Source organism: Alkalicaulis satelles, from assembly GCF_008630495.1.
In the GTDB taxonomy this organism is placed as follows: domain Bacteria; phylum Pseudomonadota; class Alphaproteobacteria; order Caulobacterales; family Maricaulaceae; genus Oceanicaulis; species Oceanicaulis satelles.
In genome coordinates this window covers 776,277-799,827 of the sequence record NZ_VWOJ01000001.1, presented here as the reverse complement: position 1 = coordinate 799,827, position 23,551 = coordinate 776,277, and the positions used below count along the sequence as shown (strand labels likewise).

General features: G+C 67.0%; 30 protein-coding genes. 20 read left to right on the top strand and 10 right to left on the bottom strand.

Features of this window, described 5'->3' with window-relative positions; all coding sequences use genetic code 11:
- Positions 1–972, bottom strand: a complete 972-nt coding sequence (meaB, locus tag F1654_RS03890) for a methylmalonyl Co-A mutase-associated GTPase MeaB (RefSeq protein WP_233205106.1) — start codon at positions 970–972, stop codon at positions 1–3.
- A gap of 88 nt (positions 973–1,060) precedes the next feature.
- On the opposite strand from meaB, the gene F1654_RS03885 reads away from it, so the two are divergent.
- A complete protein-coding gene (locus tag F1654_RS03885) occupies positions 1,061–1,435 on the top strand; it encodes an MmcQ/YjbR family DNA-binding protein (protein WP_150022166.1) in 375 nt (124 codons plus the stop codon).
- Here F1654_RS03885 and F1654_RS03880 read toward each other — a convergent pair.
- From F1654_RS03880 to F1654_RS03870, 3 genes are all read right to left on the bottom strand, one after another.
- Positions 1,410–1,931: a CC0125/CC1285 family lipoprotein gene (locus tag F1654_RS03880; RefSeq protein WP_150022165.1), complete on the bottom strand. Its 522-nt coding sequence runs from the start codon at positions 1,929–1,931 to the stop codon at positions 1,410–1,412. The two genes, F1654_RS03885 and F1654_RS03880, sit on opposite strands and share 26 nt — an antisense overlap.
- A 212-nt stretch (positions 1,932–2,143) precedes the next feature.
- Positions 2,144–2,608, bottom strand: a complete 465-nt coding sequence (locus F1654_RS03875) for a hypothetical protein (RefSeq protein WP_150022164.1) — start codon at positions 2,606–2,608, stop codon at positions 2,144–2,146.
- A gap of 110 nt (positions 2,609–2,718) precedes the next feature.
- Positions 2,719–4,146, bottom strand: coding sequence for a purple acid phosphatase family protein (locus F1654_RS03870; RefSeq protein ID WP_150022163.1), 1,428 nt, complete (start codon positions 4,144–4,146; stop codon positions 2,719–2,721).
- Between the two features lie 169 nt (positions 4,147–4,315).
- On the opposite strand from F1654_RS03870, the gene tdh reads away from it, so the two are divergent.
- The 4 genes from tdh (at position 4,316) to F1654_RS03850 (ending at position 9,096) form a co-directional block, all read left to right on the top strand.
- A complete protein-coding gene (gene tdh, locus F1654_RS03865; protein WP_233205105.1) occupies positions 4,316–5,362 on the top strand; it encodes an L-threonine 3-dehydrogenase in 1,047 nt (348 codons plus the stop codon).
- 1 nt (position 5,363) lies between these two features.
- Entirely contained in the window at positions 5,364–6,035 is a 672-nt protein-coding gene (locus F1654_RS03860; RefSeq protein WP_150022162.1) for a nitroreductase family protein, read from the top strand.
- A 66-nt stretch (positions 6,036–6,101) separates the two neighbouring features.
- Positions 6,102–7,694, top strand: a complete 1,593-nt coding sequence (locus F1654_RS03855) for a cisplatin damage response ATP-dependent DNA ligase (protein ID WP_150022161.1) — start codon at positions 6,102–6,104, stop codon at positions 7,692–7,694.
- Between the two features lie 88 nt (positions 7,695–7,782).
- Positions 7,783–9,096 (top strand): RsmB/NOP family class I SAM-dependent RNA methyltransferase, encoded by a 1,314-nt coding sequence (locus F1654_RS03850; protein ID WP_150022160.1) that lies wholly within the window; start codon positions 7,783–7,785, stop codon positions 9,094–9,096.
- A 2-nt stretch (positions 9,097–9,098) separates the two neighbouring features.
- Here F1654_RS03850 and F1654_RS03845 read toward each other — a convergent pair whose 3' ends face one another.
- Both F1654_RS03845 and F1654_RS03840 read right to left on the bottom strand, forming a co-directional pair.
- Positions 9,099–9,431 carry an ArsR/SmtB family transcription factor gene (locus F1654_RS03845; RefSeq protein WP_150022159.1) on the bottom strand — a complete coding sequence of 111 codons (333 nt, stop codon included), beginning with the start codon at positions 9,429–9,431 and terminating at the stop codon, positions 9,099–9,101.
- 5 nt (positions 9,432–9,436) lie between these two features.
- Positions 9,437–10,081, bottom strand: a complete 645-nt coding sequence (locus F1654_RS03840; protein ID WP_233205104.1) for an SRPBCC family protein — start codon at positions 10,079–10,081, stop codon at positions 9,437–9,439.
- A gap of 132 nt (positions 10,082–10,213) precedes the next feature.
- Between F1654_RS03840 and F1654_RS03835 the strand changes: the two genes are divergently transcribed.
- The 6 genes from F1654_RS03835 to F1654_RS13850 all read left to right on the top strand — a co-directional run bounded on the left by F1654_RS03835 (position 10,214) and on the right by F1654_RS13850 (position 13,640).
- Positions 10,214–10,411 (top strand): DUF433 domain-containing protein, encoded by a 198-nt coding sequence (locus F1654_RS03835; protein WP_150022158.1) that lies wholly within the window; start codon positions 10,214–10,216, stop codon positions 10,409–10,411.
- Positions 10,412–10,425: 14 nt separating this feature from the next.
- Entirely contained in the window at positions 10,426–11,121 is a 696-nt protein-coding gene (locus tag F1654_RS03830; RefSeq protein ID WP_150022157.1) for a hypothetical protein, read from the top strand.
- A 62-nt stretch (positions 11,122–11,183) separates the two neighbouring features.
- Positions 11,184–12,749, top strand: coding sequence for a glutamine-hydrolyzing GMP synthase (guaA, locus tag F1654_RS03825; RefSeq protein ID WP_150022156.1), 1,566 nt, complete (start codon positions 11,184–11,186; stop codon positions 12,747–12,749).
- 51 nt (positions 12,750–12,800) lie between these two features.
- Positions 12,801–13,031 carry a FitA-like ribbon-helix-helix domain-containing protein gene (locus tag F1654_RS03820; protein ID WP_150022155.1) on the top strand — a complete coding sequence of 77 codons (231 nt, stop codon included), beginning with the start codon at positions 12,801–12,803 and terminating at the stop codon, positions 13,029–13,031.
- Complete coding sequence (locus F1654_RS03815) at positions 13,028–13,420, top strand: type II toxin-antitoxin system VapC family toxin (RefSeq protein WP_150022154.1); 393 nt, start codon at positions 13,028–13,030, stop codon at positions 13,418–13,420. The genes F1654_RS03820 and F1654_RS03815 overlap by 4 nt, the downstream gene beginning before the upstream one ends.
- Before the next feature lie 19 nt (positions 13,421–13,439).
- On the top strand, positions 13,440–13,640 hold the full coding sequence (locus tag F1654_RS13850; protein WP_199200442.1) for a SlyX family protein: 201 nt from the start codon (positions 13,440–13,442) through the stop codon (positions 13,638–13,640).
- Positions 13,641–13,695: 55 nt separating this feature from the next.
- Here the strand turns inward: F1654_RS13850 and F1654_RS03805 are convergent, their stop codons facing one another.
- Positions 13,696–14,952, bottom strand: coding sequence for a GNAT family N-acetyltransferase (locus F1654_RS03805; RefSeq protein WP_199200441.1), 1,257 nt, complete (start codon positions 14,950–14,952; stop codon positions 13,696–13,698).
- A 105-nt stretch (positions 14,953–15,057) separates the two neighbouring features.
- Here F1654_RS03805 and F1654_RS03800 point away from each other — a divergent pair, with 105 nt between their 5' ends.
- The 4 genes from F1654_RS03800 to F1654_RS03785 are packed head-to-tail and all read left to right on the top strand — an operon-like array spanning position 15,058 to position 16,987.
- Positions 15,058–15,642: an NnrU family protein gene (locus F1654_RS03800; RefSeq protein WP_150022151.1), complete on the top strand. Its 585-nt coding sequence runs from the start codon at positions 15,058–15,060 to the stop codon at positions 15,640–15,642.
- A gap of 47 nt (positions 15,643–15,689) precedes the next feature.
- Entirely contained in the window at positions 15,690–16,094 is a 405-nt protein-coding gene (locus F1654_RS03795) for a DUF6249 domain-containing protein (protein ID WP_150022150.1), read from the top strand.
- A 9-nt stretch (positions 16,095–16,103) separates the two neighbouring features.
- Positions 16,104–16,655: an RNA polymerase sigma factor gene (locus F1654_RS03790; RefSeq protein ID WP_150022149.1), complete on the top strand. Its 552-nt coding sequence runs from the start codon at positions 16,104–16,106 to the stop codon at positions 16,653–16,655.
- On the top strand, positions 16,652–16,987 hold the full coding sequence (locus F1654_RS03785; RefSeq protein ID WP_150022148.1) for a hypothetical protein: 336 nt from the start codon (positions 16,652–16,654) through the stop codon (positions 16,985–16,987). Before F1654_RS03790 ends, F1654_RS03785 begins: the two co-directional genes overlap by 4 nt.
- A 3-nt stretch (positions 16,988–16,990) precedes the next feature.
- Here the strand turns inward: F1654_RS03785 and F1654_RS03780 are convergent, their stop codons facing one another.
- Both F1654_RS03780 and F1654_RS03775 read right to left on the bottom strand, forming a co-directional pair.
- Complete coding sequence (locus tag F1654_RS03780; protein WP_150022147.1) at positions 16,991–17,587, bottom strand: cytochrome b; 597 nt, start codon at positions 17,585–17,587, stop codon at positions 16,991–16,993.
- 4 nt (positions 17,588–17,591) lie between these two features.
- On the bottom strand, positions 17,592–18,194 hold the full coding sequence (locus F1654_RS03775) for a YceI family protein (RefSeq protein ID WP_150022146.1): 603 nt from the start codon (positions 18,192–18,194) through the stop codon (positions 17,592–17,594).
- A gap of 129 nt (positions 18,195–18,323) precedes the next feature.
- On the opposite strand from F1654_RS03775, the gene F1654_RS03770 reads away from it, so the two are divergent.
- Positions 18,324–20,108: an acyl-CoA dehydrogenase gene (locus tag F1654_RS03770; RefSeq protein ID WP_150022145.1), complete on the top strand. Its 1,785-nt coding sequence runs from the start codon at positions 18,324–18,326 to the stop codon at positions 20,106–20,108.
- A 71-nt stretch (positions 20,109–20,179) separates the two neighbouring features.
- On the top strand, positions 20,180–20,944 hold the full coding sequence (locus F1654_RS03765; protein ID WP_150022144.1) for a ThuA domain-containing protein: 765 nt from the start codon (positions 20,180–20,182) through the stop codon (positions 20,942–20,944).
- On the opposite strand, the gene F1654_RS03760 is transcribed toward F1654_RS03765, so the two are convergent.
- Positions 20,941–21,306: a DUF4870 family protein gene (locus F1654_RS03760; protein ID WP_150022143.1), complete on the bottom strand. Its 366-nt coding sequence runs from the start codon at positions 21,304–21,306 to the stop codon at positions 20,941–20,943. The genes F1654_RS03765 and F1654_RS03760 overlap by 4 nt on opposite strands.
- Before the next feature lie 200 nt (positions 21,307–21,506).
- On the opposite strand from F1654_RS03760, the gene F1654_RS03755 reads away from it, so the two are divergent.
- From F1654_RS03755 to F1654_RS03745, 3 genes are read left to right on the top strand one after another with little or no spacing between them, the layout of a single operon-like run.
- On the top strand, positions 21,507–21,860 hold the full coding sequence (locus F1654_RS03755; RefSeq protein WP_150022142.1) for a YbjQ family protein: 354 nt from the start codon (positions 21,507–21,509) through the stop codon (positions 21,858–21,860).
- Positions 21,857–22,612 (top strand): signal peptidase I, encoded by a 756-nt coding sequence (lepB, locus tag F1654_RS03750; protein ID WP_150022141.1) that lies wholly within the window; start codon positions 21,857–21,859, stop codon positions 22,610–22,612. Before F1654_RS03755 ends, lepB begins: the two co-directional genes overlap by 4 nt.
- 44 nt (positions 22,613–22,656) lie before the next feature.
- On the top strand, positions 22,657–23,529 hold the full coding sequence (locus F1654_RS03745) for an SDR family oxidoreductase (protein WP_150022140.1): 873 nt from the start codon (positions 22,657–22,659) through the stop codon (positions 23,527–23,529).
- Positions 23,530–23,551: the final 22 nt, after the last annotated feature.

The window sequence follows — 23,551 nt, the reverse complement described above, 5'->3', positions numbered from 1 at the left end:
TTATAGCTTGATCGTGCCCGCCTTCAGCAATCTTTCCGCCGCCTCGCTGGCGGGCAGGCGCCCTGAGGCGACGGCGCGTTCCAGCTCGCGGGCGGCGGTTTTGACGGCCTCGTCGGCGCGGAAGGCGTCGAGCACGCGCGCCTCCACCATGGACCAGAGCCAGCGCACCTGCTGGTCCGCGCGCCGCTGCTCAAGCGCTCCGGCCTGTTCCAGCGCTTGGCGGTGGGTGCTGACCGCGTCCCAGAGCCTGTCCATGCCGTCGCCAGAGAGCGCCGAGCCGGTCAGCACCACGGGCGACCAGTGGGGCGAGGCGGGGGCGAGCAGGTGCAGGGCCGCCTCCAGATCACGCGCGGCGCGCCGGGCGCGGGTGGTGTTATCCCCGTCCGCCTTGTTTACAAACAGGATTTCGGCCAGCTCCAGGAGGCCCTTCTTGATGCCCTGCAGCTCGTCGCCTGCTCCGGGCAGCATCAGGGCGACGAACACATCGACCATATCCGCAACCAGGGTTTCGGACTGGCCGACGCCGACGGTCTCAATGATCACAACATCATAGCCGGCCGCCTCACACAGCAGCAGGGATTCGCGCGTCTTGCGGGCGACCCCGCCCAGATTGCCGGCGCTGGGGGAGGGGCGAATGAAGGCGTTCGGGTCCACGGCCAGCGCGCCCATGCGGGTCTTGTCGCCCAGGATCGAGCCGCCCGTGCGGCTGGAGGATGGATCGACGGCGAGCACCGCAACCTTGCGGCCCTCGCCCGTCAGGCGGGTTCCCAAAGCCTCGATCAGGGTGGACTTGCCCACGCCCGGCACGCCCGTCATCCCGATGCGCCAGGCGCCGCCGGTGTGGTCCATGACATCGGTCAGGAGCGCGCGCGCGCGGGCTTGGTGGTCGCTGCGTGTTGATTCCACAAGGGTGATGGCCCGCGCCAGCGCGGCGCGGTCTCCGGCGATCAGGCGGTCTGCAAGCGCGTCCATGACGCCCATGGTCTAGGCTGTTCGCCGGTCTTGGCAAGCTTGACGCTTGGGAGAGTTGCGGCGAGCCTGACCGGCAAGGAGGCGCGCCATGCACAAGGATCTGCCTGAACTGATCGCCTATGCGCTCACCTTGCCCGAAGCCAGCGAGCATCATCCCTGGGGCGATATCGCCATCAAGGTGGGGGGCAAGAAGACGTTCGTCTTCATGTCAGGCGGGCGCAGCGGAACCGGCTGTGCGATCACTGCCAAACTGCCTGAAAGCGGCCAAGCGGTTCTGTCCGTTCATGAATTCGCCAGCCCCGCCGGCTACGGCCTGGGTAAGTCGGGTTGGGTGTATGCCTGCTTTGAAGAGGGCGAGGACGCGCCGGTCGAGCTGCTCAAGGGCTGGATCGACGAAAGCTGGCGCGCCATTGCGCCCAAGGCGCTGGTCAAGGCGTTCAGCGCAGGGGTTCAGCCGCGATGATGGCGGCGTCATAGGCGCCTTCGGGGCGCGGCTCGCCGGATCCGGCAATGATTTCAATGACAGCCTCGGCGCGTTCACGCGACTGGGAGCCGCCCACGCCCATGGACACGCCCAGCCCGACAGAGGAGCTGCGCCGTCCGCCGGAGCCCCAGCCGCGACCGACCGATCCGCCGACGCGTACGGGCGAGCCGCTGCGCCGGGCCTGACCCTCCTGGGAGGCGCGGCTGTCGGCGATCGTGAACCATTCCAGATCGTTATTGAGCACCACGTCGGCGGCGCGCCGGATCGCCAGGCGCTCGGCATCGCCCGGGCTCACCCCTTGCGCGCCGCGATAGCTGATGCGCCAGCGCCGGTCCTCAATGCGCATTTCGGAGAAGCCGGTTCCGTCGCGCGATGAGGAGGCCGGGCCGTAATAGGGCGCCTGGGTGGTGGCCCCGCAGGCGGCCAGCAATCCCCCGATGGCAGCGGCGGCTATCAGTCGGATAAGCTTGGTCATGCTCTGGCTCCCAACCGCAAAATCTGGACGAAACCGGCCCGTTTCGCACTCAAATAGGGCTGTTTCGTACTGAAATCGGCCCGTTTCGTACTGACGGTCCGGATCGTGCCAGACTACACCCAATTGTGGTCAAATGGCGCCCCTGTCAGACGCGGCGGTAGACGATCAGGCTGATAAAGGCGCCGACCGGCAGGCCGGTCAGAAAGCCGCACTCACCGGCGTCCAGCCAGCAGGGAGAACAGGGCTGCGCCGGCAATGCCGGCGATGATGCCGGTCAGGGGCATGGCGAAGGCGCCCGGCGCTTCGGGCAGTGTGAGGGTGGCGACATCGCGCCCGTCGGCCAGCGCCCACATCCAGCCGCCCTCATGCACGCGCCTGAGATAGACCGCCATGGCGGCGAAGCCGGCCAGCGCGCCCGCAATCCCGGCGCCCAGGGCGCCCAGGCCGCGGGTCACCAGCCAGAGCACCAGAAATGCTGCGCCCGCCGGGTAGGCGAAGGCCAGAGCGTAGAGCCAGACTTCACCGGCCAGCGGTATCAGCTCGGGCAGCGGCAGGCGTGCGGCCGTTGCGCCCTGCACCGCAGACAGGCTCATCATGGCGCCCACCGCCACAGCCGCCCCGAACGCCGGCGCCAGCGCCGCCCCGGCCACGATTCCTGCTGAACCCGCGCGGCTCATGACGCACCTTTGACGGTCATGATGCTAATCCCCCCGACCTCCAATACGGGGAAACTATAGCGCGCCTGGCCAGGCATGGCCAAGCCGCAGCGGGTCAGACGGGACAGCGGCTATTTCTCGCTGCCATGGCAGGGGCCGCCATCGGGACCGGTATCGCCGTAGCACACGCGCAAGGGGCTGCGCTCGCGCGGGTCTTCCACGAGGCGGTTGCGCCCGTCCTCGCGGCGCTCCAGGGCGAAGGCGTCATAGAGCCCGCCGGTGGGCGTCCAGGTCTCGAACACCAGCCGGTCATGGCTGATATCGATGAGCTGGAAGGTCTGGGTGTCGGCGCCATATCGGTCGGATTCGTGCGCTGCGCGGTCATTGAGGGCGTACATCTTGTAGCCCGACACGCTGACCAGATAGACCGGACCGGCCAGAGCCTGCTGGGCGGCCTCGCGCTCCGGCCCGGCGGGCAGGCGCCATTCGCTGTAGCGGGCATAGCAATGGTCATGGCCCTGCAGGACCAGATCCACGCCATGGGCCTCGAACAGCGGCGTCCAGTGCTCCATCAGGAACTCGGTGTTCTCCGGGCGCGCACACGTGATCACCGGATGATGGAACAGGGCGATGGTCCAGCGCGCCGGATTATCGGTGAGCACCTCTTCCAGCCAGCGTGTCTGGGTCTCCAGCCCGCCCAGTTCAACGGCGGAGGTGGTGTCCAGCGTGATGATGCGCACGCCCTGATAATCGGTCACGAAAGTGGTGTCGGGCAGGCCGTCCGCGCCATTGGCCGGGACCGGGAACAGGGCCGGGAAGTGAGGCGTCAGCACGCGGGTTTCCGAGCCGTCTTCCAGATCGATCTTCACGAATTCATGATTGCCCGCAGCCGGAACCTGGGGACGCATGGCGTAATTGAGCCCGCCCGCGGCGTGCCACTGGGCCCATTCGTCGTCATGGGCGATCTCCAGGCGCGAGGCGACCAGATCGCCGGCGTGCAGGACCATGTCATGGGGGCGGGTCAGCGCCTCGGCGATGACGCGCGTGGCCACATCGCCGATGCGGTTCTGCGCATCGCCCAGATAGATCAGGCGCGTGGGCGCGAATGCATCCGAGGCGGTCACGAAGGGCAGCCAGGGGCTCCAGCCCTCCAGCCCGCGCACGCGGTAGACATAGCGTGTGGCCGGCTCCAGATCATCAAAGCGCACATGGTGATAGCGCGCCGCGCCGTCGGCGTCGGCGACAATGCGGCTCTCGCCGGTCAGGGCGCGCACGTCCGCAGCGCTCGTGGGTCCGTCGAGCACGCGGCCGATCTCGGCTCGGGTCTCGGTCTGGTCGGCATGGGTGCGGAAGCTCACCGCCATGGCGCGCGAGGCGTCAGCGCCGGGCGCCAGCGTGATGCGGTCGGCCGCGCCGCCCGGCAGGAAGGGCGCGCCCGGCGCGCGCGGCGCGTCGGTGATAGGGGTGGGCGCAGGGCGCAGCTGGGCGAGATTGTCTTGCGCCAGGGCGGGCAGGGACAGGCCCAGCACGGCGAGAGCGGCGAGCAGAAAGCGCGTCATGGCAGGATTTCCTCAAACGGCCGACGGGTTCGGGACGGGTAAGGGCATACACCGGCTCGCCGACAGTTTTGTTACATCGCAGGATTCAGCCACGCCCCGTCGCGCGCGAGAGCCAAGTGCGCTAGATACCGGCGCCAGAGAGTGCAATTCCTGTCTGGAGGCTCCCCCCATGTCCGCGACCATGACCGCCCTTGTGAAGGCCAAGCCGGAGACCGGCCTGTGGATGCAGGAGGTCGAGCGCCCTGACATCGGCCCGGATGACGTGCTGATCCGGGTGCATATGACCGCCATTTGCGGCACTGACGTGCATATCTACAAATACGATGAGTGGGCGCAGAAGAACGTGCCCGTGCCCATGGTGGTGGGCCATGAGTTCGGCGGCGTGATCGAGGCGGTGGGCCGCGACGTGACCCGGGTGAAGCCGGGCATGCGCGTGTCGGGCGAGGGCCATGTGGTGGGCGAGAAATCGCGCGCGGTGCGCGCCGGACGCTTCCATCTGGACCCCGACACCATGGGCATCGGGGTGAACATGCCCGGCGCGTTCGCCGAGTATCTGCGCATCCCGGCCTTCAATGTGGTGCCGCTGCCCGACGAGGTCTCCATGGAGCAGGCCGCCTTCCTGGATCCGCTGGGCAATGCGGTGCACACCGCCACGGCGTTTGATCTGGTGGGCGAGGACGTGCTGATCACCGGCGCCGGGCCCATTGGCATCATGGCGGCGGCCGTGGCGCGCCATTGCGGCGCGCGCCATGTGGTGGTGACCGACATCAATCCCGACCGTCTGGCGCTGCTGGAGCAGGTCTGCCCTACAGCCACGCCGGTCAACACCGCACGCGAAGACCTGCGCGATGTCATGGCGCGGCTGAACATGAGCGAAGGCTTTGATGTGGGCCTGGAGATGAGCGGCGCCGAGCCCGCCTTCCACCAGATGGTCGCGCACATGGTGATGGGCGGCAAGATCGCCATGCTGGGCCTGCCGGCCAAGCCCTTCACGCTGGACATGGGCTCGCTGATCATGCGCGCCATCACCTTCAAGGGCGTCTATGGGCGCGAGATGTTCGAGACCTGGCACAAAATGCTGGCCATGCTGCAGTCGGGCCTCGACGTTTCGAAACTCATCACCCACCGCCTGCCCGCAAAAGAGTTCCAGACCGGCTTCGACGCCATGCTGTCAGGCAAGGCCGGCAAGGTGATCCTGGACTGGCGGGGCGTGTGAGATGAGCGCGCCGGAGATGGTTCCGCTCGCATTTGAGGTCTTGCCCGAAGCCGAGATGCAGGCGCGTGCGCAAGCCTTTCATGAGGCCATGCGCACCCGGCGCACGATCCGTGACTTCTCTGACCGGCCCGTGCCGCGCGCCATTATCGAGACGGCGATCCTGACCGCCGGGACCGCGCCCAATGGCGCCAATCACCAGCCCTGGCACTTCACCGTGCTGGGGCGCGGCCCGCTGCGCACGCGCCTGCGCGAGGCCGCCGAGGCGGAGGAGCGCGCCTTCTATGCCGGCAAGGCGGGCGCGGAGTGGCTGGAGGCGCTGGCGCCGCTGGGCACGGATGCCTCCAAGCCGTTTCTGGAAACCGCGCCCTGGATCATCGCCGTGTTCGGCCAGAAGCGCGGCGGGCCGAAGCCGGGCGATGACCGGAAGAATTACTACGTCACCGAAAGCGTCGGCATCGCTTGCGGCCTGTTGCTGGCCAGCCTGCACCAGGCGGGGCTCGCAACCCTGACCCACACGCCCAACCCGATGGGCTTTCTCAGCGAAATCTGCGAGCGTCCCGCCAGCGAAAAGCCGGTCATGCTGATCGTTACGGGCTATCCTGCGCCGGATGCGGCCTATCCCGTTCATGCAGCCCGCAAGAAGCTGCTGGAAGAGATCAGCGATTTTCGATGAGGCCGGACGCCGCTGCGTGCGCATCCAGGGCGGAAACCGGCTGCGCGCCGCGCTATATCCCTCTCCATGGAGCGGTTTGCGCGATTACTGGACAGGCTGGCCTTCACCCCGCAGCGCACGGGCAAGCTGGCCCTGCTGCGCGCGCATTTTGCCGATACGCCTGACCCTGAACGCGGGCTGGCGCTGGCGGCGCTGACCGGAGCGCTGTCGTTCAAATCGGTCAAGGCCGGGGTGATCCGCGAGCTGGCGTCGCAGCGCAGCGACCCGGTGCTGTTTGCGCTGTCCTATGATTTTGTCGGCGATCTGGCCGAGACCACGGCGCTGATCTGGCCGGTGCGGCCCGGCGCCAACCGGGAGCCGGACCTGGCCGAGGTGATCGAGGGGCTGCAGAGCGCCACCCGCGCCAGCGCGCCGGGCCTGATCGAGGCCTGGCTGGATGCGCTGGACCCGGCGGGACGCTGGGCGCTGTTGAAGCTGGTGACGGGCGGCTTGCGCGTGGGCGTCTCGGCGCGCCTGGCCAAGACTGCGCTGGCCGAATTTGGCGGCGTGCATGTCCATGAGATCGAGGCGCTGTGGCACGGGCTGAGCCCGCCCTATGAGGCCCTGTTCGCCTGGCTGGAGGGGCGGGCGGACAAGCCCGTAAGCGCCGCGCGCGCTCCCTTCCGCCCGGTCATGCTCTCCCATGGCGTGGCGCCGCGTGATCTCGACGCGCTGGCGCCGTCCGACATGCAGGCCGAATGGAAATGGGACGGGGTTCGGGTGCAGGCGGTCAGCGAGGCGGGCGTGCGCCGGCTCTATACGCGCACCGGCGATGATATCTCCCACGCCTTCCCCGACGTGATCGCGGCGCTGGATTTTGAAGGCGCGCTGGACGGCGAGCTGCTGGTGCGCGCAGCCGGCGGCGCGCCTGCGCCCTTCAGCGATTTGCAGCAGAGGCTGAACCGCAAGACCGTCTCCAAGGCCCAGATGACGCGCCATCCCGCCTTCATCCGGGCCTATGATTTGCTGGTGGCGGGCGACGCCGATCTGCGCGCGCGGTCCCTGGCCGAGCGGCGCGCGCGCCTGACTGAGTTCATCGCGCCGATGGACCCTGAGCGCCTCGACCTCTCCGAGGTGATCGCGTTTGACAGCTGGGAGGCGCTGGACGCGCTGCGCGCCGATCCGCCCCATGCCCACGCCGAGGGGGTGATGATCAAGCGCCTGGCGAGCCCCTATCTGCCCGGACGCCCGCGCGGGGAATGGTTCAAGTGGAAGCGCGAGCCCTTCACCATCGATGCGGTGCTGATGTATGCCCAGCGCGGCCATGGCAAGCGGTCCGGGCTCTATTCAGACTTCACCTTCGGCGTCTGGCGCCGGGAAGACGGCGGCGAGGCGCTGACCCCGGTGGGAAAGGCCTATTTCGGCTTCACCGACGCCGAGCTCAAACAGCTTGACGCCTATGTGCGCGCCAATGCCACAGAGCGCTTCGGCCCGGTGCGCGCGGTGCGGGCGGGGCCCGGTCAGGGCCTGGTGCTGGAGATCGCGTTCGAGGGGCTGAACCGCTCTGCGCGCCACAAGTCTGGCGTCGCCATGCGCTTTCCCCGCATCAAGCGCATACGCTGGGACAAGCCCGCCGCCGAGGCCGACCGGCTGGAGACGCTGGAAGCCCTGCTGGGCTAAAGTGTGCGCGCTGGCGTGGTGCGGGAGCGGGCGGGGCGGTATGACACCGCTCGCGCGCCCCTTGCCCGCCAGAACGGAGCCTCTTCCCATGCGTGACGCCGGACGTATCGCCGCGGCCATCGAGGTGCTGGACATGGTCCTCAACCGGCATCAGCCGGTGAAGGAAGCGGTGCGCGACTGGGGCAAGGCCAACCGCTATGCCGGCTCGGGCGACCGGGCGTGGATTTCCGGCCTGGTGCTGGATAGCTTGCGCCGCAAGGCCTCGGTGAGCCATCTCATGGGCGATGACGCGCCGCGCGCACTGGCGCTGGGCACGCTGGCCCATGAGTGGGAGACGGGCCCTGACGCCGTGGCCGCGATCTTCGAGGGCGATGAACACGCGCCTGAACCCCTCACGGACGCCGAGCGCGCCGGTATGACCTCCGCCCTTACCGAGGACGCGCCCTTGCATGCGCGCGCCGAAATCCCGGACTGGCTGGCGGCGAGCTTCGAGCGCGGTTTCGGCGCTGATGCGGCGGCCGAGGGCGCGGCCATGGCCTCGCGCGCGCCGGTGGATTTGCGCATCAATACGCTCAAATCCGATCCTGAAAAGGCGCTCGCTGCGGTGCGCGCCAAGCTGAACGCCGACCCGTCCGCCCTGGTCACCACCGCCATCCGCATCGCCGCCGCCGATCCGCGCGCCAAGGCGCCGCCCGCCGACGCCATCCCCGCCTATGGCAAGGGCTGGGTGGAGGTGCAGGATCTGGGCAGCCAGATCGCCGCGCTCGCCGCCGCTCCGTCGCAAGGGCTGCAGGTGCTGGACTTTTGCGCCGGGGCGGGGGGCAAGACGCTCGCCCTGTCAGCGCTGATGAACAATACCGGCCAGCTCTACGCCTGGGATTATGACTGGCGTCGCCTGCGCGCCATCTGGCCGCGCCTGGAGCGCGCGGGCGTGCGCAATGTGCAGGTGCGCACCGGCAAGGAGGCCGAGGCGCTGGGCGATCTGGCGGGCAAGATGGATGTGGTCTTCATCGACGCGCCTTGCACCGGATCAGGCACCTGGCGCCGTCGCCCGGACACCAAATGGCGCCTGAAGGACAAGGCGCTCGCCACCCGCATCACCCAGCAGGACGAGGTGCTGGCCAAGGCCGCCAAATACGTCAAGCCGGGCGGGCGCATGGTCTATGTCACCTGCTCGGTTCTGCCCGAGGAAAACGGCGACCGGGTCAGCGCCTTCCTCGCCGCCAATGCCGGCTTCCGCGCGGTTCCGGTGATGGACGCGCTCAACGCGTCGGCCCAGCTCACCGAAGACGGCGCACTGCTGCTGGCGGCCTGCGAGGGCGAACACGGCGCCCTGCAGCTCACGCCAGCGCGCACCGGCACGGACGGGTTTTATGTGTGCGTGATGGAGCGGGCCGCCTGAACCTAATCCTCCCCCCGCGATTTCTTCCCCCGCGCCACTTCCGTCGCCAGCGCTTCCAGCTTGTGGGTCCAGAAGATGCGGAAGCGTGAGAGCCAGGCGTCGGCCTGTTCCAGCGGGGCGGGCTCGAGCCGGTAGATGCGCCTTGGGCCGTCCACGCGCGAAGTGGCGAAGCCGGAATCGCGCAGCACTTTGAGATGCTGGGAGACGGCGGCCTGGGTGATGGAGAACTCGGCGCGGATCACGTCCGTGATCTCGCCCGAGCGCAGCTCACCCTCGGCCAGCAGCTCCAGAATGCGCCGGCGGACGGGATCGCCCAGAACGTCAAAGGCGTGCATGCAGGTTAGTGCTCCTCACCCTTGAAGAAGGCGGCGGTGCGCGCTGCGGCGGCGCGCGCCTCCGCCGCGTCTGCGCCCGATGCGATATGGGCGGCGGCCCAGGCCGCGCTGGAGGCGTCCACCAGATCGCGGTAATTTTGCGAGGCGAACCACGGCCCGCTCACCTCCACCGGTGAGGTCAGGGCGCCGCTGGCGTGCAGGCCGAGACCGGCCAGCGCCAGATCCCAGCCCACGCCGCCCGCGCCGGGGCCGTATTTCGCCTCCCATTCGGGATCGATGACATAGAGATGGGTCAGCTCCAGCCGGGCCGAGCTTTCGCCGGAGGCCTCCAGCGTCACGCTGACCCAGCTGACCTGGCCGGAAAACTCCCAGGTCAGCTCCAGCCGGCGCGGCGGCTCGCACACGCTGATCTCGCCTCCGGCGTTATTCTCCACCTGGAACCGCCCGCCCTGACGCAGATCGCCCGACACCGGCGAGAACCAGCGCGCCAGACGTTCCTTCGACGTCACCGCATCCCACAAATCCTCAATCCCCGTGGGATAGTCGCGCGAGGCGACAATCGCCGCCGCCGGCCGGCCCTCATGGGTCAGCTCGCGCACCTCGCGCGCCGTGGCGCCGATGGCTGCGGCGATATCGATATGCATGTCCATGACGCGCTCCCCTGTTTTCGATGGAGCTTATATAAGTGATGGGTTATATAGGAGTCAAATCAGGCGGGGGCTGACCGACGCTGGCCGGGATGCGGCTTGCTGCGCCCGCCCCGGCGAGAGTAGTGTCAGGCCATGGACACGCTGCTCAGCCGCATCACCACCAACCCTGCCCAATGCGGCGGGCGGCCCTGCATACGGGGGATGCGGGTGTGCGTGCGTGATGTGCTCGATCTGCTGGAAGCGGGCCTCAGCTATGACGAGGTGCTGGCAGACCTGCCCTATCTGGAGCGCGATGACATCCGGGCGGCGATTGCGTTTGCGGCCGCGTAAGGCTCGAGGCCGCTATGGACCGTGACAGCGACTCGATCTTGCGGCGGCTTCGCGCGCGCTGGAAATTCCTCACGGCAGGCTGTTGTTTAGCGCTTGGAATTATCGCTGGCTTTATGCAACTCCAGAATGGACTGACGTGGTCGGAGACCGTCTTTTCACTGGGATTCCTGGTGACTGCAGTCCTTGCCCTCGGCGTAATCATCTGGGCCACCTTGCTGCGTAACCCGGACGCGCTAATCGATGTGGAGCCTGCCGACGCGGGCTGGCGCGCCGTTGGCCACCCGCGCATGGATAAGTATTTGGGGTGGATGTATGGCCTGTTCGGAGCACTTGGTGTTGCCGGCGGGGTGGCCATGGTGGTCTATGCCTTGATTGAGGCTGTGCAATCTCCCTTGCGGGCAGATCCGAACATGGCCCTTGCCGGGATCGTAATCATTCTGATTGGCGCGGTATCAGCCCTTAAGTTTTACGCCATCTACTTTGTCAAAATCAGATGGAATGACGAACAGCTTGAAATCACCCACCCTTTGTCCCGCCGTGGACCCCTGTGCTTCAGGGATATTCGGGCCGCAGGTTATGTGCGGTTTCCCAGTTATATCTGGATCAGGTCGACTGGCGGGCGCCTGATCCGGATAGACGTGATGAATATCGGGGCGCCTGAGTTATTTTATCATCTGCAGAAAGTGCTGGGTTCCCGCTTCACGTCGTGAGTGATGGCCTGAGTGCGCAACGAACTCTTCCCGCCCGGCCTGATCCGCGCTAAAGCGCGCCCATGAGCACGCCCCCTGAACACGACTCCGTCCTGATCGTCGATTTCGGCAGTCAGGTGACGCAACTCATCGCCCGGCGCCTGCGCGAGAGCGGGGTGTATTGCGAGGTCCATCCCTATAACCGGGCCGATGGCGCCTTCGTGAAGCGGTTTGCGCCCAAGGCCATCATCCTGTCGGGCTCGCCCCATTCCACCAGCTGGGAAGACAGCCCGCGCGCCGACCCCTTCATTTTCGAGGCAGGCGTGCCGGTGCTGGGCATCTGTTATGGCGAGCAGACCATGTGCGCCCAGCTGGGCGGGCGGGTGGAAAGCTCCGACCATCGCGAGTTCGGCCGGGCCGATATTCAGATCGTGGCCGACAGCCCGCTGCTGGCGGGCCTGGGCGGCGTGGGCGAGCAGGAGCGGGTGTGGATGAGCCATGGCGACCGGGTGATCGCGGTCCCGGAGGGCTTTCACGTGATCGCCACCAGTTCGGGCGCGCCGTTTGCCGCCATTGCTGACGAGGCGCGGCGCTTCTATGGCGTGCAATTCCACCCCGAAGTGGTGCACACGCCGCGCGGCGCGCTGATCCTGAAGAATTTCACCCATGAGATCGCCGGCCTGAAAGGCGACTGGACCATGGCCGCCTTCAAGGACGAGGCCATGGCCCGCATCCGCGAACAGGTGGGATCGGGCCGGGTGATTTGCGGCCTGTCGGGCGGGGTGGATTCAGCCGTCGCCGCGGTGCTGATCCACCAGGCCATCGGCGACCAGCTCACCTGCGTGTTCGTGGACACCGGCCTGATGCGCCATGGCGAGGCCGAAGAGGTCGTCACCCTGTTTCGCGAACACTACAATATCCCGCTGGTGGCCGCCGATGAGGGCGAGCGCTTCCTCTCCGCGCTGGCGGGCATTGATGACCCGGAAAAGAAACGCAAGACCATCGGCAAGCTGTTCATCGACGTGTTCGAGGAGAAAGCTCAGCTGGCCGGCGGCGCTGATTTCCTGGCCCAGGGCACGCTCTATCCGGACGTGATCGAAAGCGTCAGCTTTGATGGCGGCCCGTCCGTCACCATTAAGTCCCACCATAATGTGGGCGGGCTGCCCGCGCGCATGAACATGAAGCTGGTGGAGCCCCTGCGCGAGCTGTTCAAGGACGAGGTGCGGGCGCTGGGCCGCGAGCTGGGCCTGCCCGAGGCCTTCGTCGGCCGCCACCCCTTCCCCGGGCCGGGCCTGGCCATCCGTATTCCCGGCGCGGTTTCGAAGGAAAAGGCCGACATCCTGCGCGCCGCCGACCGCATCTATATCGAGGAAATCAAAAAGGCTGGCCTCTATGACGCCATCTGGCAGGCCTTCGCCGTGCTCCTGCCCGTGCGCACCGTGGGCGTGATGGGCGATGAGCGCACCTATGACCACGTGCTGGCCTTGCGCGCCGTGACCAGCGTGGACGGCATGACCGCCGACTACTTCCCCTTCGACCACGACTTTCTCGGCCGCACCGCCACACGCATCATCAATGAAGTGCGCGGTGTGAACCGCGTGGTCTATGACGTGACCAGCAAACCGCCGGGGACGATTGAGTGGGAGTAGGGGGCTTTATATCCCATTGACACCCCTGACCCCCGCCTTCATGTTTTGCACATGAACAAGCATATCCAGATCAGGGAAATTCCCGAGGCGACGCACAGGGCGCTCAAGGCGCGCGCGGCGGCGGAGGGGATGAGCATGAGCGAGTATCTCAAGCGTCTGATCGAGCAGGACTTGAAGCGGCCGGACTGGGCGTCGATCAGGGCGCGCCGGGCGCGGATGACAACACTGGATCTTGGCGATGAGGCCGTACGGATCATCCGCGAGGAGCGCGACAGCCGTTGATCGTTGTCGATGCATCGTTGGTGATTGACGTCCTGATCGCCCGCGAAGAGGGCGAAGTCGCTCTTGGCCGTCTCAGCCAGACAGGCGGAGCGCTTGTTGCGCCGGAAATTCTTGATTTGGAGCTGCTTCAGGTTCTCAGGCGGATGGTGAATTCGGGCCGGCTTGATCTGCGCGACGCTGAAGCTGGCTTGGAGACCCTGTCCGACCTGCATATCGAGCGATTTCCGCATGGCGTGCTGACCGACCGGATATGGCGGCTACGCAACAATCTTACAGCCTATGACGCAGCGTATTTTGCGCTCGCTGAAGCACTGGACGCGCCACTCTGGACGCGCGACACCAAGTTCGGCGGGATTCGAGGCGCAGCTGTCGTCGTTGAAGTGTTCTGAAAAGCAGGAATTTGCCCCCATGTCCGATGCCCGCCTCGACGCGCTTGAAATGCATATCGCCGAGCAGCAGCGGCTGATTGATGACCTGTCAGAGGCGCTGGCGGTGCAGCAGACAGATATCGAGCGACTGAAGGCGCTTCTGCAGCGCTCCGACAGCCGCATCGCCGAGCTGGAGGCGGTGTTTCCGGCCGCATCGCCGGAAAAGCCGCCCCATTACTGATCCGGGCGCGTTGAGGATGCGTGCGCAGCTTTGGCGCCTTTGCGGCGCCAGGCGCCTAGCGTCCCGGGCTGGCGAGGATCTGGGTGGCGGCGCGGGTGATGCCCATGACGCGCCTGCGCGCGCAGGTCTCCACCGCAGCGATCTGGTCCATGCGCCGGTGCAGCCGTCCGGCCAGCGCACTCACCCGTTCCCCGCCCAGGCTGGCGGCGCTTGAGACGAGGCCGGCGGCGCGCTCACGCACCGATGAGGCCAGGCCCGGCGCGCGCGCCATGCCCGCATGCAGGGGCGTAAGATCATTGGCGAAGTATTTCTTGTAGTCCTCGTGACCCGGGCCCATGTCGTAGCGTGTCAGGCCCAGCGCGCCCATCTGGCTGACGAGCTGAAACACCAGCAGATGGCCGGGCGAATAGCCCGCCATGTCCGGGTCATAGGCGGCCAGCCAGGGATGGAAGCAGCCCTGCGCTTCGGGTCCGAACTCGGCCGCCACGAGCCGCCCGCCTGCAGTGAAGGTGATCAGGCGCCCCTTCACCTCGCCGCCGCGGTTGTCGAACAGGGATGTCATCAGGCGCGCCGCCCAGCGCGGCGCCAGCACGTCATGCTTGCCGGTCTGGCGGTATTGCGCGCGCTTCCACGTGATCAGCTGTTCAAAGGCGCTGCGGTCGGCGCCGGCCTCAAGGCGGATCTCGCCATGATCCTCCTCCAGCCGCCGCAGGCGCCGGCGCAGATCCTTGAAACGCTTGGGATGGGCGGCCCGCAGGCGCTCCACCAGGGCTTCGGGATCTCCCTCCAGGACGCAGGCCTGCGCCGCGCCCGCTGACATCATGCCGTCAGGCGGCGTGTCGTGACCGGTATGGACGGCTGAAAAGCGTGCGCGCGACAGCCCCGCCAGCTGCAGCAGCCGGCTGGCCGGAACATCCAGTCCGGGGCGGGTCAGGATGGCGTGAACGTCTGAAAACGCCGCGCCGACGGGGCGGGCGAACCCGCCCGGGCGGCGGTGATGGGCGAATACGCCGGCCAGCCCGCGCGCGTCCCGGTAGAGCGCAAAGCGCACATCCTCGCGCACCCGTCCCACCGCGCAGGCGAAATCGGGATGCAGCAGGGGCGAGGACAGGCCGCTGAGCCGGGCCAGATTGATCCAGGCCAGACGGTCTTCACCGCCGAGCGCATCATGCCTGATTGTCTCACAATGCAACATGGCGCGGCCTCCGCAAGGGTCGCGCCCGGTCTCGCACATGACGTGCCAGTTCGAGCCGCCGCCCCGGGCGAACCACGCCGTATGCGGCAAGACGTGATGGTTCAGCCTGTCGCTCATGCAGGCTGAATCACAGGCCGTCATGAGTGGGCAGGCTCGCCCGCTCCCGGGACTTGGGTTATTTTACATTCGTATCGCGGGGCTAAGCGCCGCCGGGGAGGGGATATGGACGTTCTGATCATTGGCCTGGCGCTGCTTCTGGGCGTGCACATGGTGCGGATCCTGGGCCTGCGCGGCCCGCTGGTGCGGGTGCTCAGCGCGCCGCTCTACGCCATCTTCTATTCAGTGATCAGCGCGGTGGGCCTGGCGCTGGTGATCTATGGCCATATCCTGTCCCATCCCTCGCCCACGGTGTGGACGCCGCCGGAATGGACGCGCTGGGCGGCGCTGTTTGCGGTGCCGGCGAGCCTCATTCTGCTGACGGCGACCTATCTGCCCAGCCATATCCGATCCTTCACCCGCCATCCCATGACGCTGGGCGTGTTCCTGTGGTCGGGCGCCCATCTTATCGCCAATGGCGAGCTGGCCTCGCTGGTTCTGTTCGGCAGCTTTTTCGCCTGGTCGGTGATCCTTCTGATCGAGGGCTATGCGCGCGGCGGCGCGTTCGAGCGGCCCGGGCGCTGGAGCGCGGATCTGGCCGCCATCGCCATCGGCCTGACGGCCGCGGGCCTGTTCGCCTATTTCCATATGCAGCTATTTGGCGTGGCGGTGATCGAGTTTGCATCCGAACCGGGCGCTCCGGGCATCTGACTGTCTGAAAGCGCCCATACCGGGCGCACCCTGACAGGAGCTGAACCATGGACGATCTCGTCCCGCTTGCCCCGTTCATCATGACCGTCCTTATTGTGCTGACGGTGTTCTTCTTCTCCTCGCGCAACCGGCGCGAGGTGCTCGAGACCATGCGCGAGGCCATCCGCAATGGTCAGACGCTCGATCCCGAAACCATCAAGGCGCTGGGCATGCCCCAGAAGAAAGCCGGCAATGGCGATCTCAAATGGGGCCTTATCCTGATTGCCGTGGCGCTGGCCCTGATCGTGATGGGCTGGATGATCGCCTCGACCACGACCATGGCCGCCGGCGAGCCGGATCCGCTGATCATGATGACCGGCATCGCGGCCTTCCCCGGCTTTATCGGGCTTGTGCTGACCGGGTTCGGCGTGGTGCGCGCCCGCCGTCAGGGCAAGATTGACGGCGAAGGGTAGGGGCCGGCCATGGCCGTGCCCCCCAACGCGCCGGACGGTGATCTGGTGGCGGCCGTCATGGCCGCCGGCGACCGGCGCGCCTTCGGGGCGCTGGTCGCGCGCCACCAGCAGGCGGTGCGCGCCCTGCTCCTGCGCCTGACGCGTCAGAGCGCGCTGGCCGATGATCTGGCCCAGGAGACCTTCCTGAAGGCCTGGACGCGCATCGGCTCGTTCCGCGCCGAGGGCAGCTTCAAGGCCTGGCTGTGCGCCATCGCCTATTCCGAATTCCTGATGGGGGCGCGCAAGGCCCGCGCGGCGCGGCGCCTGAGCGAGGGCCTGGCCGCTGAGCCAGGTGAGGACAGCGCGCCGCCGGAGCCTGCGGGCGAGCGGGTCGATCTCGACCGGGCCTTGGCCGAGCTGGGAGAGGATGAACGCACATGTGTGGTGTTGTGCTACGCTTCCGGCCTCAGCCATTCAGAGGCCGCGCAGGTGACAGGCCTTCCGGTGGGCACGGTGAAATCCCATGTCAACCGGGGACGGGCCAAGATGAAACTCTGGTTCGAACGCAAGGAGGCGGCATGACCCGGCCTGATGACGAGTTTGACGCGGTCCTGCACGGCCTGTTCGAGGAGGCCGCGCCGCCGGCCCATGATGCTGATTTCAATGCCCGGGTGATGGCGCGCCTGCCTGCTGTTGAGCGCTGGCGCGCCGTGCTGGTGACGGGGGCGGCGCTGGCGGGTGCGGCAGTGGCCAGCCTTCAGGCAGCGCCGCTGCTGGGCGGGTTGACGGACTTGCTGAACGAAGCCGGCGCCCTGGCCGCCGGGGCGGTGGGCGAGCAGGCCATAGCCATGGGCCTGGTCAGCGCGGGCGCGCTGGCGCTGTGTCTGGTCCTGTCCTGGCGAGAGCTCAGATAGGCTTTACTCTTTGGGCGCCTGGGGCGGAACATTCAGGCCCGGGATCATGCGCTGGAGCACGCCGTCGCGGTCGATCAGATGGTGCTTGAGCGCCGCGCCGGCATGCAGCGCCAGCAGTGTCAGGATCAGCCAGGCGCCGGCGCTGTGCATGGAGCCGGCCAGCTCATAGAACTCTTCGGTCTGGGGCACGGGCAGGCGGGGCAGGTCAAAGCCCTCGATATTGAACAGCCGGCTGGGAAAATTGGTCGCCGACGCCGTCACCCAGCCGCCGATGGGCGCGCCGATCATCACCGCGTAGAACGCCACATGGGTGAAACGCGCCAGCCCCTTCTCCCACGGCTTCATGTGCGCGGGCAGGGGCGGGACCGGATGGGTGAACCGCCAGGCGAGCCGGCCCAGAGAGAGCAGCAGGATCGTGATGCCCACGGTCTTGTGCCAGTTATAAGCCGCCTGCACCGCCGCGAAGTCCTGCGGGCCAGAGATGTTGGCGCGCAAATCCTCCATCCACCAGCCGAAGAACACCATCCCCACCAGCAAGATGGCGATGAGCCAGTGAAAGGCGACGGCGACGGTCGTATAGGTCTTGGGCGAGGCGGACATGGGCTCACTCCGGTGCAGTGCGCAGGAACTCGGCTTCTATTCGTACCCGAACTTCATCGCCGATAAAGCCCGGCGGCAGGCGCCCGACATTAAAATCGTTGCGATTGATCACCAGATCGGCCCCGAAGCCGATGGCCCTGCGCCGCGCCAGCAGGCTGAACAGCCCGCCATAGAATTCGGTCTCCAGCGCGGCCGGGCGTGTCACGCCTTTCAGGGTGAGCTCGCCATGGATGCGCCCCGTAGTCTCGCCCGTGACCTCGATGCGGGTGGAGCGGAAGCTGATTTGCGGATGGCGGTCAGCATCCAGCCAGGCGCCGCCGCGCAGGGTCTCGTCAAAGTCCGTGTCACCGGTGGAGACCGAAGCGGCCTCGATTATTGCGGTCAGCTCTGAGGCTTCCGGGTTCGCCGGATCGAAGATCAGGCGCGCATCCAGTTCGTCAAAGCGCGCCGTGTACCAGGACAGGCCCAGATGGCGCACGCGCCAGGTGGCGGAGGCGTGTTCCCGGTCCAGCTCCCATTCACCCGCTGGCAGGCGCACAGGATCCGTGCCGGGCGCCGAGACGCAGGCGGTGAGCATGAGGCAGGCCAGGGCGAGGAGGGCGCGCATGATGAAACTCCCGTTCAGGCCGTATTGAGGGTAATGCGCTGCGCCCCCGCGTCCAGTTCACGCACCCTCTCGCGCTGGCGTGTGAAAGCGGTATGTTGCGGCTCACATCCTGATGATCGAGGCCTGCCCATGACCTATCGCGCTCCTGTCCGTGACATCCGCTTCTGCCTTGAGGAAATCGCCGCCCTGGACGGGCTCAAGCCCACAGGCGCGTTTCCCGAGCTGTCGAGCGATCTGACCGGCGCGATTCTGGATGAGGCCGCGCGCCTGGCCAATGACGTGCTCGCCCCCATCAACTGGACCGGCGACCAGCAGGGCTGCACGCTGAAAGACGGCCAGGTGACCACGCCGGACGGGTTCAGGGAGGCGTACGCCAAATTCGTCGAGGGCGGCTGGCAGGGGCTTCAGTTCAGCGCCGATCATGGCGGCATGGGCCTGCCGCGCGCGCTGGGCTGCGCGCTGATGGAGATGCTGCAAAGCGCCAACATGGCCTTCGGCCTCGGCCCCATGCTGTCCTTCGGCGCCATCGAGGCCCTGATCGCAGTGGGCTCGCCGGAGCAGCGCTCGCTCTACCTGCCGAAGATCATCTCCGGCGAGTGGTCTGCGACCATGAACCTGACCGAGCCCCAAGCAGGGTCGGATGTGGGGGCGTTGCGCACCAAGGCCGAGCCCAATGGCGATGGCTCCTGGGCGATCACCGGCCAGAAAATCTACATCACCTGGGGCGAGCACGACTGCACGGACAATATCATCCACCTGGTGCTGGCGCGCACGCCCGACGGCGCGCCGGGCACTCGGGGAATCTCGCTGTTCCTGGTGCCGAAATTCATCCCCGATGAGGCCGGCGCGCCCGGTGAACGCAATAGCGTCAAGGCCATCGGGCTTGAGCACAAGATGGGCATTCACGGCTCGCCCACCTGCACCATGGAGTTCGCAGGGGCCAGGGGCTGGCTGGTGGGCGAGGAATTCAAGGGCATGGCGGCCATGTTCATCATGATGAACTCGGCGCGCCTGAATGTAGGCGTCCAGGGCGTGGGCATCGCCGAGCGCGCCTATCAGCAGGCCTATGCCTTTGCGCTGGAGCGCCGTCAGGGCCGCGCCCTGTTTGGCGAAGGCGAGGGGCCGCACGCCATTATCGACCACCCCGATGTGCGCCGCACGCTGGCGCTGATGAAGGGCAAGATCGAGGCGGCGCGCGCCATCTGCTTCCACGCAGCGGTGGAGGCCGATTTCGCCGAGCATCATGATGATTCCGAAGAGGCGGCCTGGTCGAAACGGCGTGAGGATCTTCTCATCCCCATCGCCAAGGCCTGGTCCACCGATGTGGGCGTGGAAATCACGTCCATGGGCGTGCAGATCCATGGCGGCATGGGCTTTATCGAGGAAACCGGCGCCGCCCAGCATTACCGCGATGCGCGCATCACCCCGATCTATGAAGGCACCAACGGCATCCAGGCCATCGATCTGGTAGGCCGCAAGCTGGTGCGCGACGGCGGCAAGGCCATGGCCGAGCTGATCGAGGATATCCGCCAGACGGTGGAGGATTGCGAGACCAGCTCCAATCCCGAACTGCCCGCGCTCGCCGCCCAGTTGGGCCCGGCCTGCGACGCGCTGGAGGCGGCGTCCAAATGGATGCTGGAGGCTGACGAGGCCGACCGGCTGGCGGGCGCCACGCCCTTCCTGAAGCTGGCCGGTGATGTGACGGGGGGCTGGCTGTTATGCGTCGGCGCCGTGGCCGCCCAGCGCAAGCTGAAGGAAAAAGAGGGCGATCTGTCCTATGCCCGCGCGCGGATCGCCATGACCCGCGTCTACGCCGATACGGTGTTGTCCAGCGCGCCTGGCCTTCTGGGCGATATTCAGACCGGCGCCGCGGTGCTGTTTGAACCCGGCCTGACCATGCTGGAGAGTGCTTGAGCGATTTTATCCGCTGAGCCTTGCGGCCCCGCGCCGGGCCTGCTCTGCTAGGTTCAGACAGGAGGTCCGCCATGTTCAGAATGATAGCAAGGTTCATTTCAGGGCTGGCGCTGATAGCGCTAACATCAGCCTGCGCCCAGCCCGAGCCGGTCAGGGAAGAGCCCGGCGCGCGCGTGCTGGTCTTCTCCCACACCACGGGCTGGCGCCATGACTCCATAGAGGCGGGCGTGGAGGCGCTTGAGCTGATGGCGTCGCAACAGGGCTGGTCCTTCGAGGCGAGCGAAGACCCGGCGGTCTTCGACCAGGGGGCGCTCGATCGCACCGACGTGCTGGTGCTGCTCAGCTCCACCACGGGCGATACGCCGGAGAGCGAATGGCTTACCGATGAGGGCCGGACGGCGTTGCAGGCCTTTGTGCGCGCCGGAGGCGGGGTGGCTGCGATCCATGCCGCAGCGGATGCGCATTATCACTGGCCTTGGTACCGCCAGATGATCGGTGCGGCGTTCGAGATGCACCCGCCAGGCACGCCCGATGGCGATCTGAGCGTGGTGGATTCAGATCACCCGGCAACGCGGGAGTTGCCGGAGGCCTTCACCCGGACTGATGAATGGTACTGGTTTTCTGATTTCGACGGGAGCGTGCGCCTCCTGATGACGCTGGACGCGGCGTCCATCGGGGAGGAGGGCGGGGACGTCCCCATGGCCTGGGCGCATGAGTTTGAGGGCGGGCGCGTGTTCTATACCGCCCTGGGCCATACCCGCGAAAGCTTCACCGAGCCGCTCTTCCTGGAGCATGTGCGCGGCGGAATCGCCTGGGCGGCCGGTCTGGAAGACTAGATCCAGTACGCGCCCGGATCAGGGTGGGTGCGTCCGTCCACGAGGCGCATCAGCCCGACTACAGCACGCACCACCAGCCAGATGGCGCCCAATAGCCAGATCAGGACGCCAAGCCCGAGCAGCCAGAGCGTGGCGAAGCCCACAATGGCGATGATCAGGCCGTAAATGACGGTGCGGATCTGGAAATCATAGTGGTTTCGCAGCCAGTCCGGCGCCGTGTCGCGGCGGATGAAGGCGATCACCAGGGCGATCAGCGCGGTGATCCCGTTGGACAGGGCCAGCAGCAACAGCACGTAATTGACCAGCGCCAGCAAGCGATCTCCGGTGGGGTCGGGCCGGGCGGCTGGCGTGGTGTCGGTCATGGCGGGCGGCTCCTCGGGTCTTGTCTGGGCCAGTGTCGGTCACATCCGGGCTGGTGCGCAAGCGCGGGTCCGCAGCTGCTGATCATCTGGCGAGCGGCTTTCCTTAGCAGTGTTTCATTTGGAATTGCCGACCAGACTGGTAAGAACGAGACGGTAATATGCGCTTGCGTTGAATCAGGCGCGTTTCAGGGGTTATAGGCATGAACAATACCGCAGGCCATCCTGGCGCGCGCGCGCCCGTGATCGTGACCATGGCCGATATAGTGCCCGGGCGCGATGTGGCCGAGGTGCTGGGCATCGCCCGGGGTTCGGTCGTGCGCGCCCGCTTTTTCGGGCGCGATTTCATCGCCGGCCTGCGCAATCTGGTGGGCGGGGAAGTCACCGAGTACACCAAGCTTCTGGCCGAGGCGCGCGAGCAGGCGTTAGGCCGGCTGGTGGCCCATGCCGAAGAAATGGGCGCAGACGCGGTGGTCACCTTTCGCTTCTCCACCTCTTCGGTGATGGAGGGCAATGCCGAAATCCTCGCCTATGGCACGGCGGTGAGGCTGTCATGATGGATCAGGTCTTCACCCTGGCGCGCAAGGCGGTCAGCGAGTTTGGCGAGACGGCGCGCTTCCTGGCCGGTGTGGCGGGCGTGTGGCTGGTGCTGGTGACATTCGGTTTCGCCGCCTTTCACATCCCGTCTGAAAGCATGCAGCCCGCCCTGCAGGTGGGCGACCGGGTGCTGGTGTCCAAATTTTCCTATGGCTATTCGCGCCACTCCATGCCGCTGGGCATCGGCTACGCCTTGCCGGACAGCTGGAGCGGGCGGGTTTTTGGCGGCACGCCCGGACGCGGCGAGGTGATCGTGGTGCGCGATCCGGGGCAGCGGATCAATATCATCAAGCGGGTCATCGGCCTGCCCGGCGATACGGTGGAGCTGCGCGGCGGGCGCCTGATTCTCAACGGGGAAGTGGTGCACCGCGAGCCTGAAGGCCAGGTGCGCTATCGCGACCGGTCCGGCATGCTGGTCCAGGCCTCGGTCTATACCGAGCAATTGCCTGGCGCTGGCGGGCACCTCATCTATGAGCGTTCCGACTCCCATCCCATGGATAATATCGGCCCGTTTCAGGTGCCTACGAACCACCTCTTCCTGATGGGCGACAACCGTGACGCCTCGGCTGACAGCCGTGAGCCGGGCGGGCTGGGCTATGTGCACACCGACCATGTGGTGGGCCGGGCCTTCACCGTCCTGTTCACTTTCGCCTCCTGCCGCGAGGAAGAAGACTTGCACTGCCCGCCCTGGCGGGTCTGGCGCGGGCTCTGATCCCGTCTTAACCTGCCCGCCTGTTGCAAGCGGGAGGGCCGGGCATGTCGCTCAAGGGCAAGACGATTTTCATCACAGGCGCCAGCCGGGGCATTGGCCTGGCCATAGCCGAGCGCTGTGCGCGCGACGGGGCCAATATCGCCATCGCCGCCAAGACCGCCGAGCCGCACCCCAAGCTGGAAGGCACGATCCACACCGCCGCCGCTGCGATTGAAGCCGCTGGCGGACAGGCGCTGGCCGTGCAGTGTGATATCCGCGAGGAGGCGAGCGTGGAGGCCGCCGTGGCCCTGACCGCCAAGACGTTTGGCGGCATTGATATCGTGATCAACAACGCCTCGGCCATTTTCCCGATGCCCACGAAGGACACGCCGGTCAAGCGCTGGGACCTGATGCATCAGGTCAATGCGCGCGGCACCTATCTGGTGACCCAAAAATGCCTGCCCTGGCTGGAGAAGGCGGACAATCCCCACATCCTCGCCCTGTCCCCGCCGCTGGACATGCGCACGCACTGGTTTGCGCCCCATGTGGCCTATACCAGCTCCAAATACGGCATGAGCCTGTGCATTCTGGGATGGGCGGGCGAGTTCAAGGGCCGCATCGCCGCCAACGCCATCTGGCCGCGCACGGCGGTGGCCACGGCGGCGATCGCCAATGTGCTGGCGGGCGAGGACGCGTTCAAGCACTGCCGCAAGCCGGAGATCCTCGCCGAGACCGCCTATCGCGTGCTGCTGAAGCCGGCCGCCGAGTTCACCGGCCATTTCCTCATCGATGACAGCTTCCTGGTGAGCGAGGGCGTCACCGATCTCGACCAGTATGCGGTGGAGCCCGGACAGCCTCTCCTGCCGGACTTCTTCGTCCCCGAAGATCCGCCCGCCCCGCCGGGCGTGGAGATCATGGACATCCAGCTGGGGCATTAGCCCCGGCGCGGCCCGCGCGGCC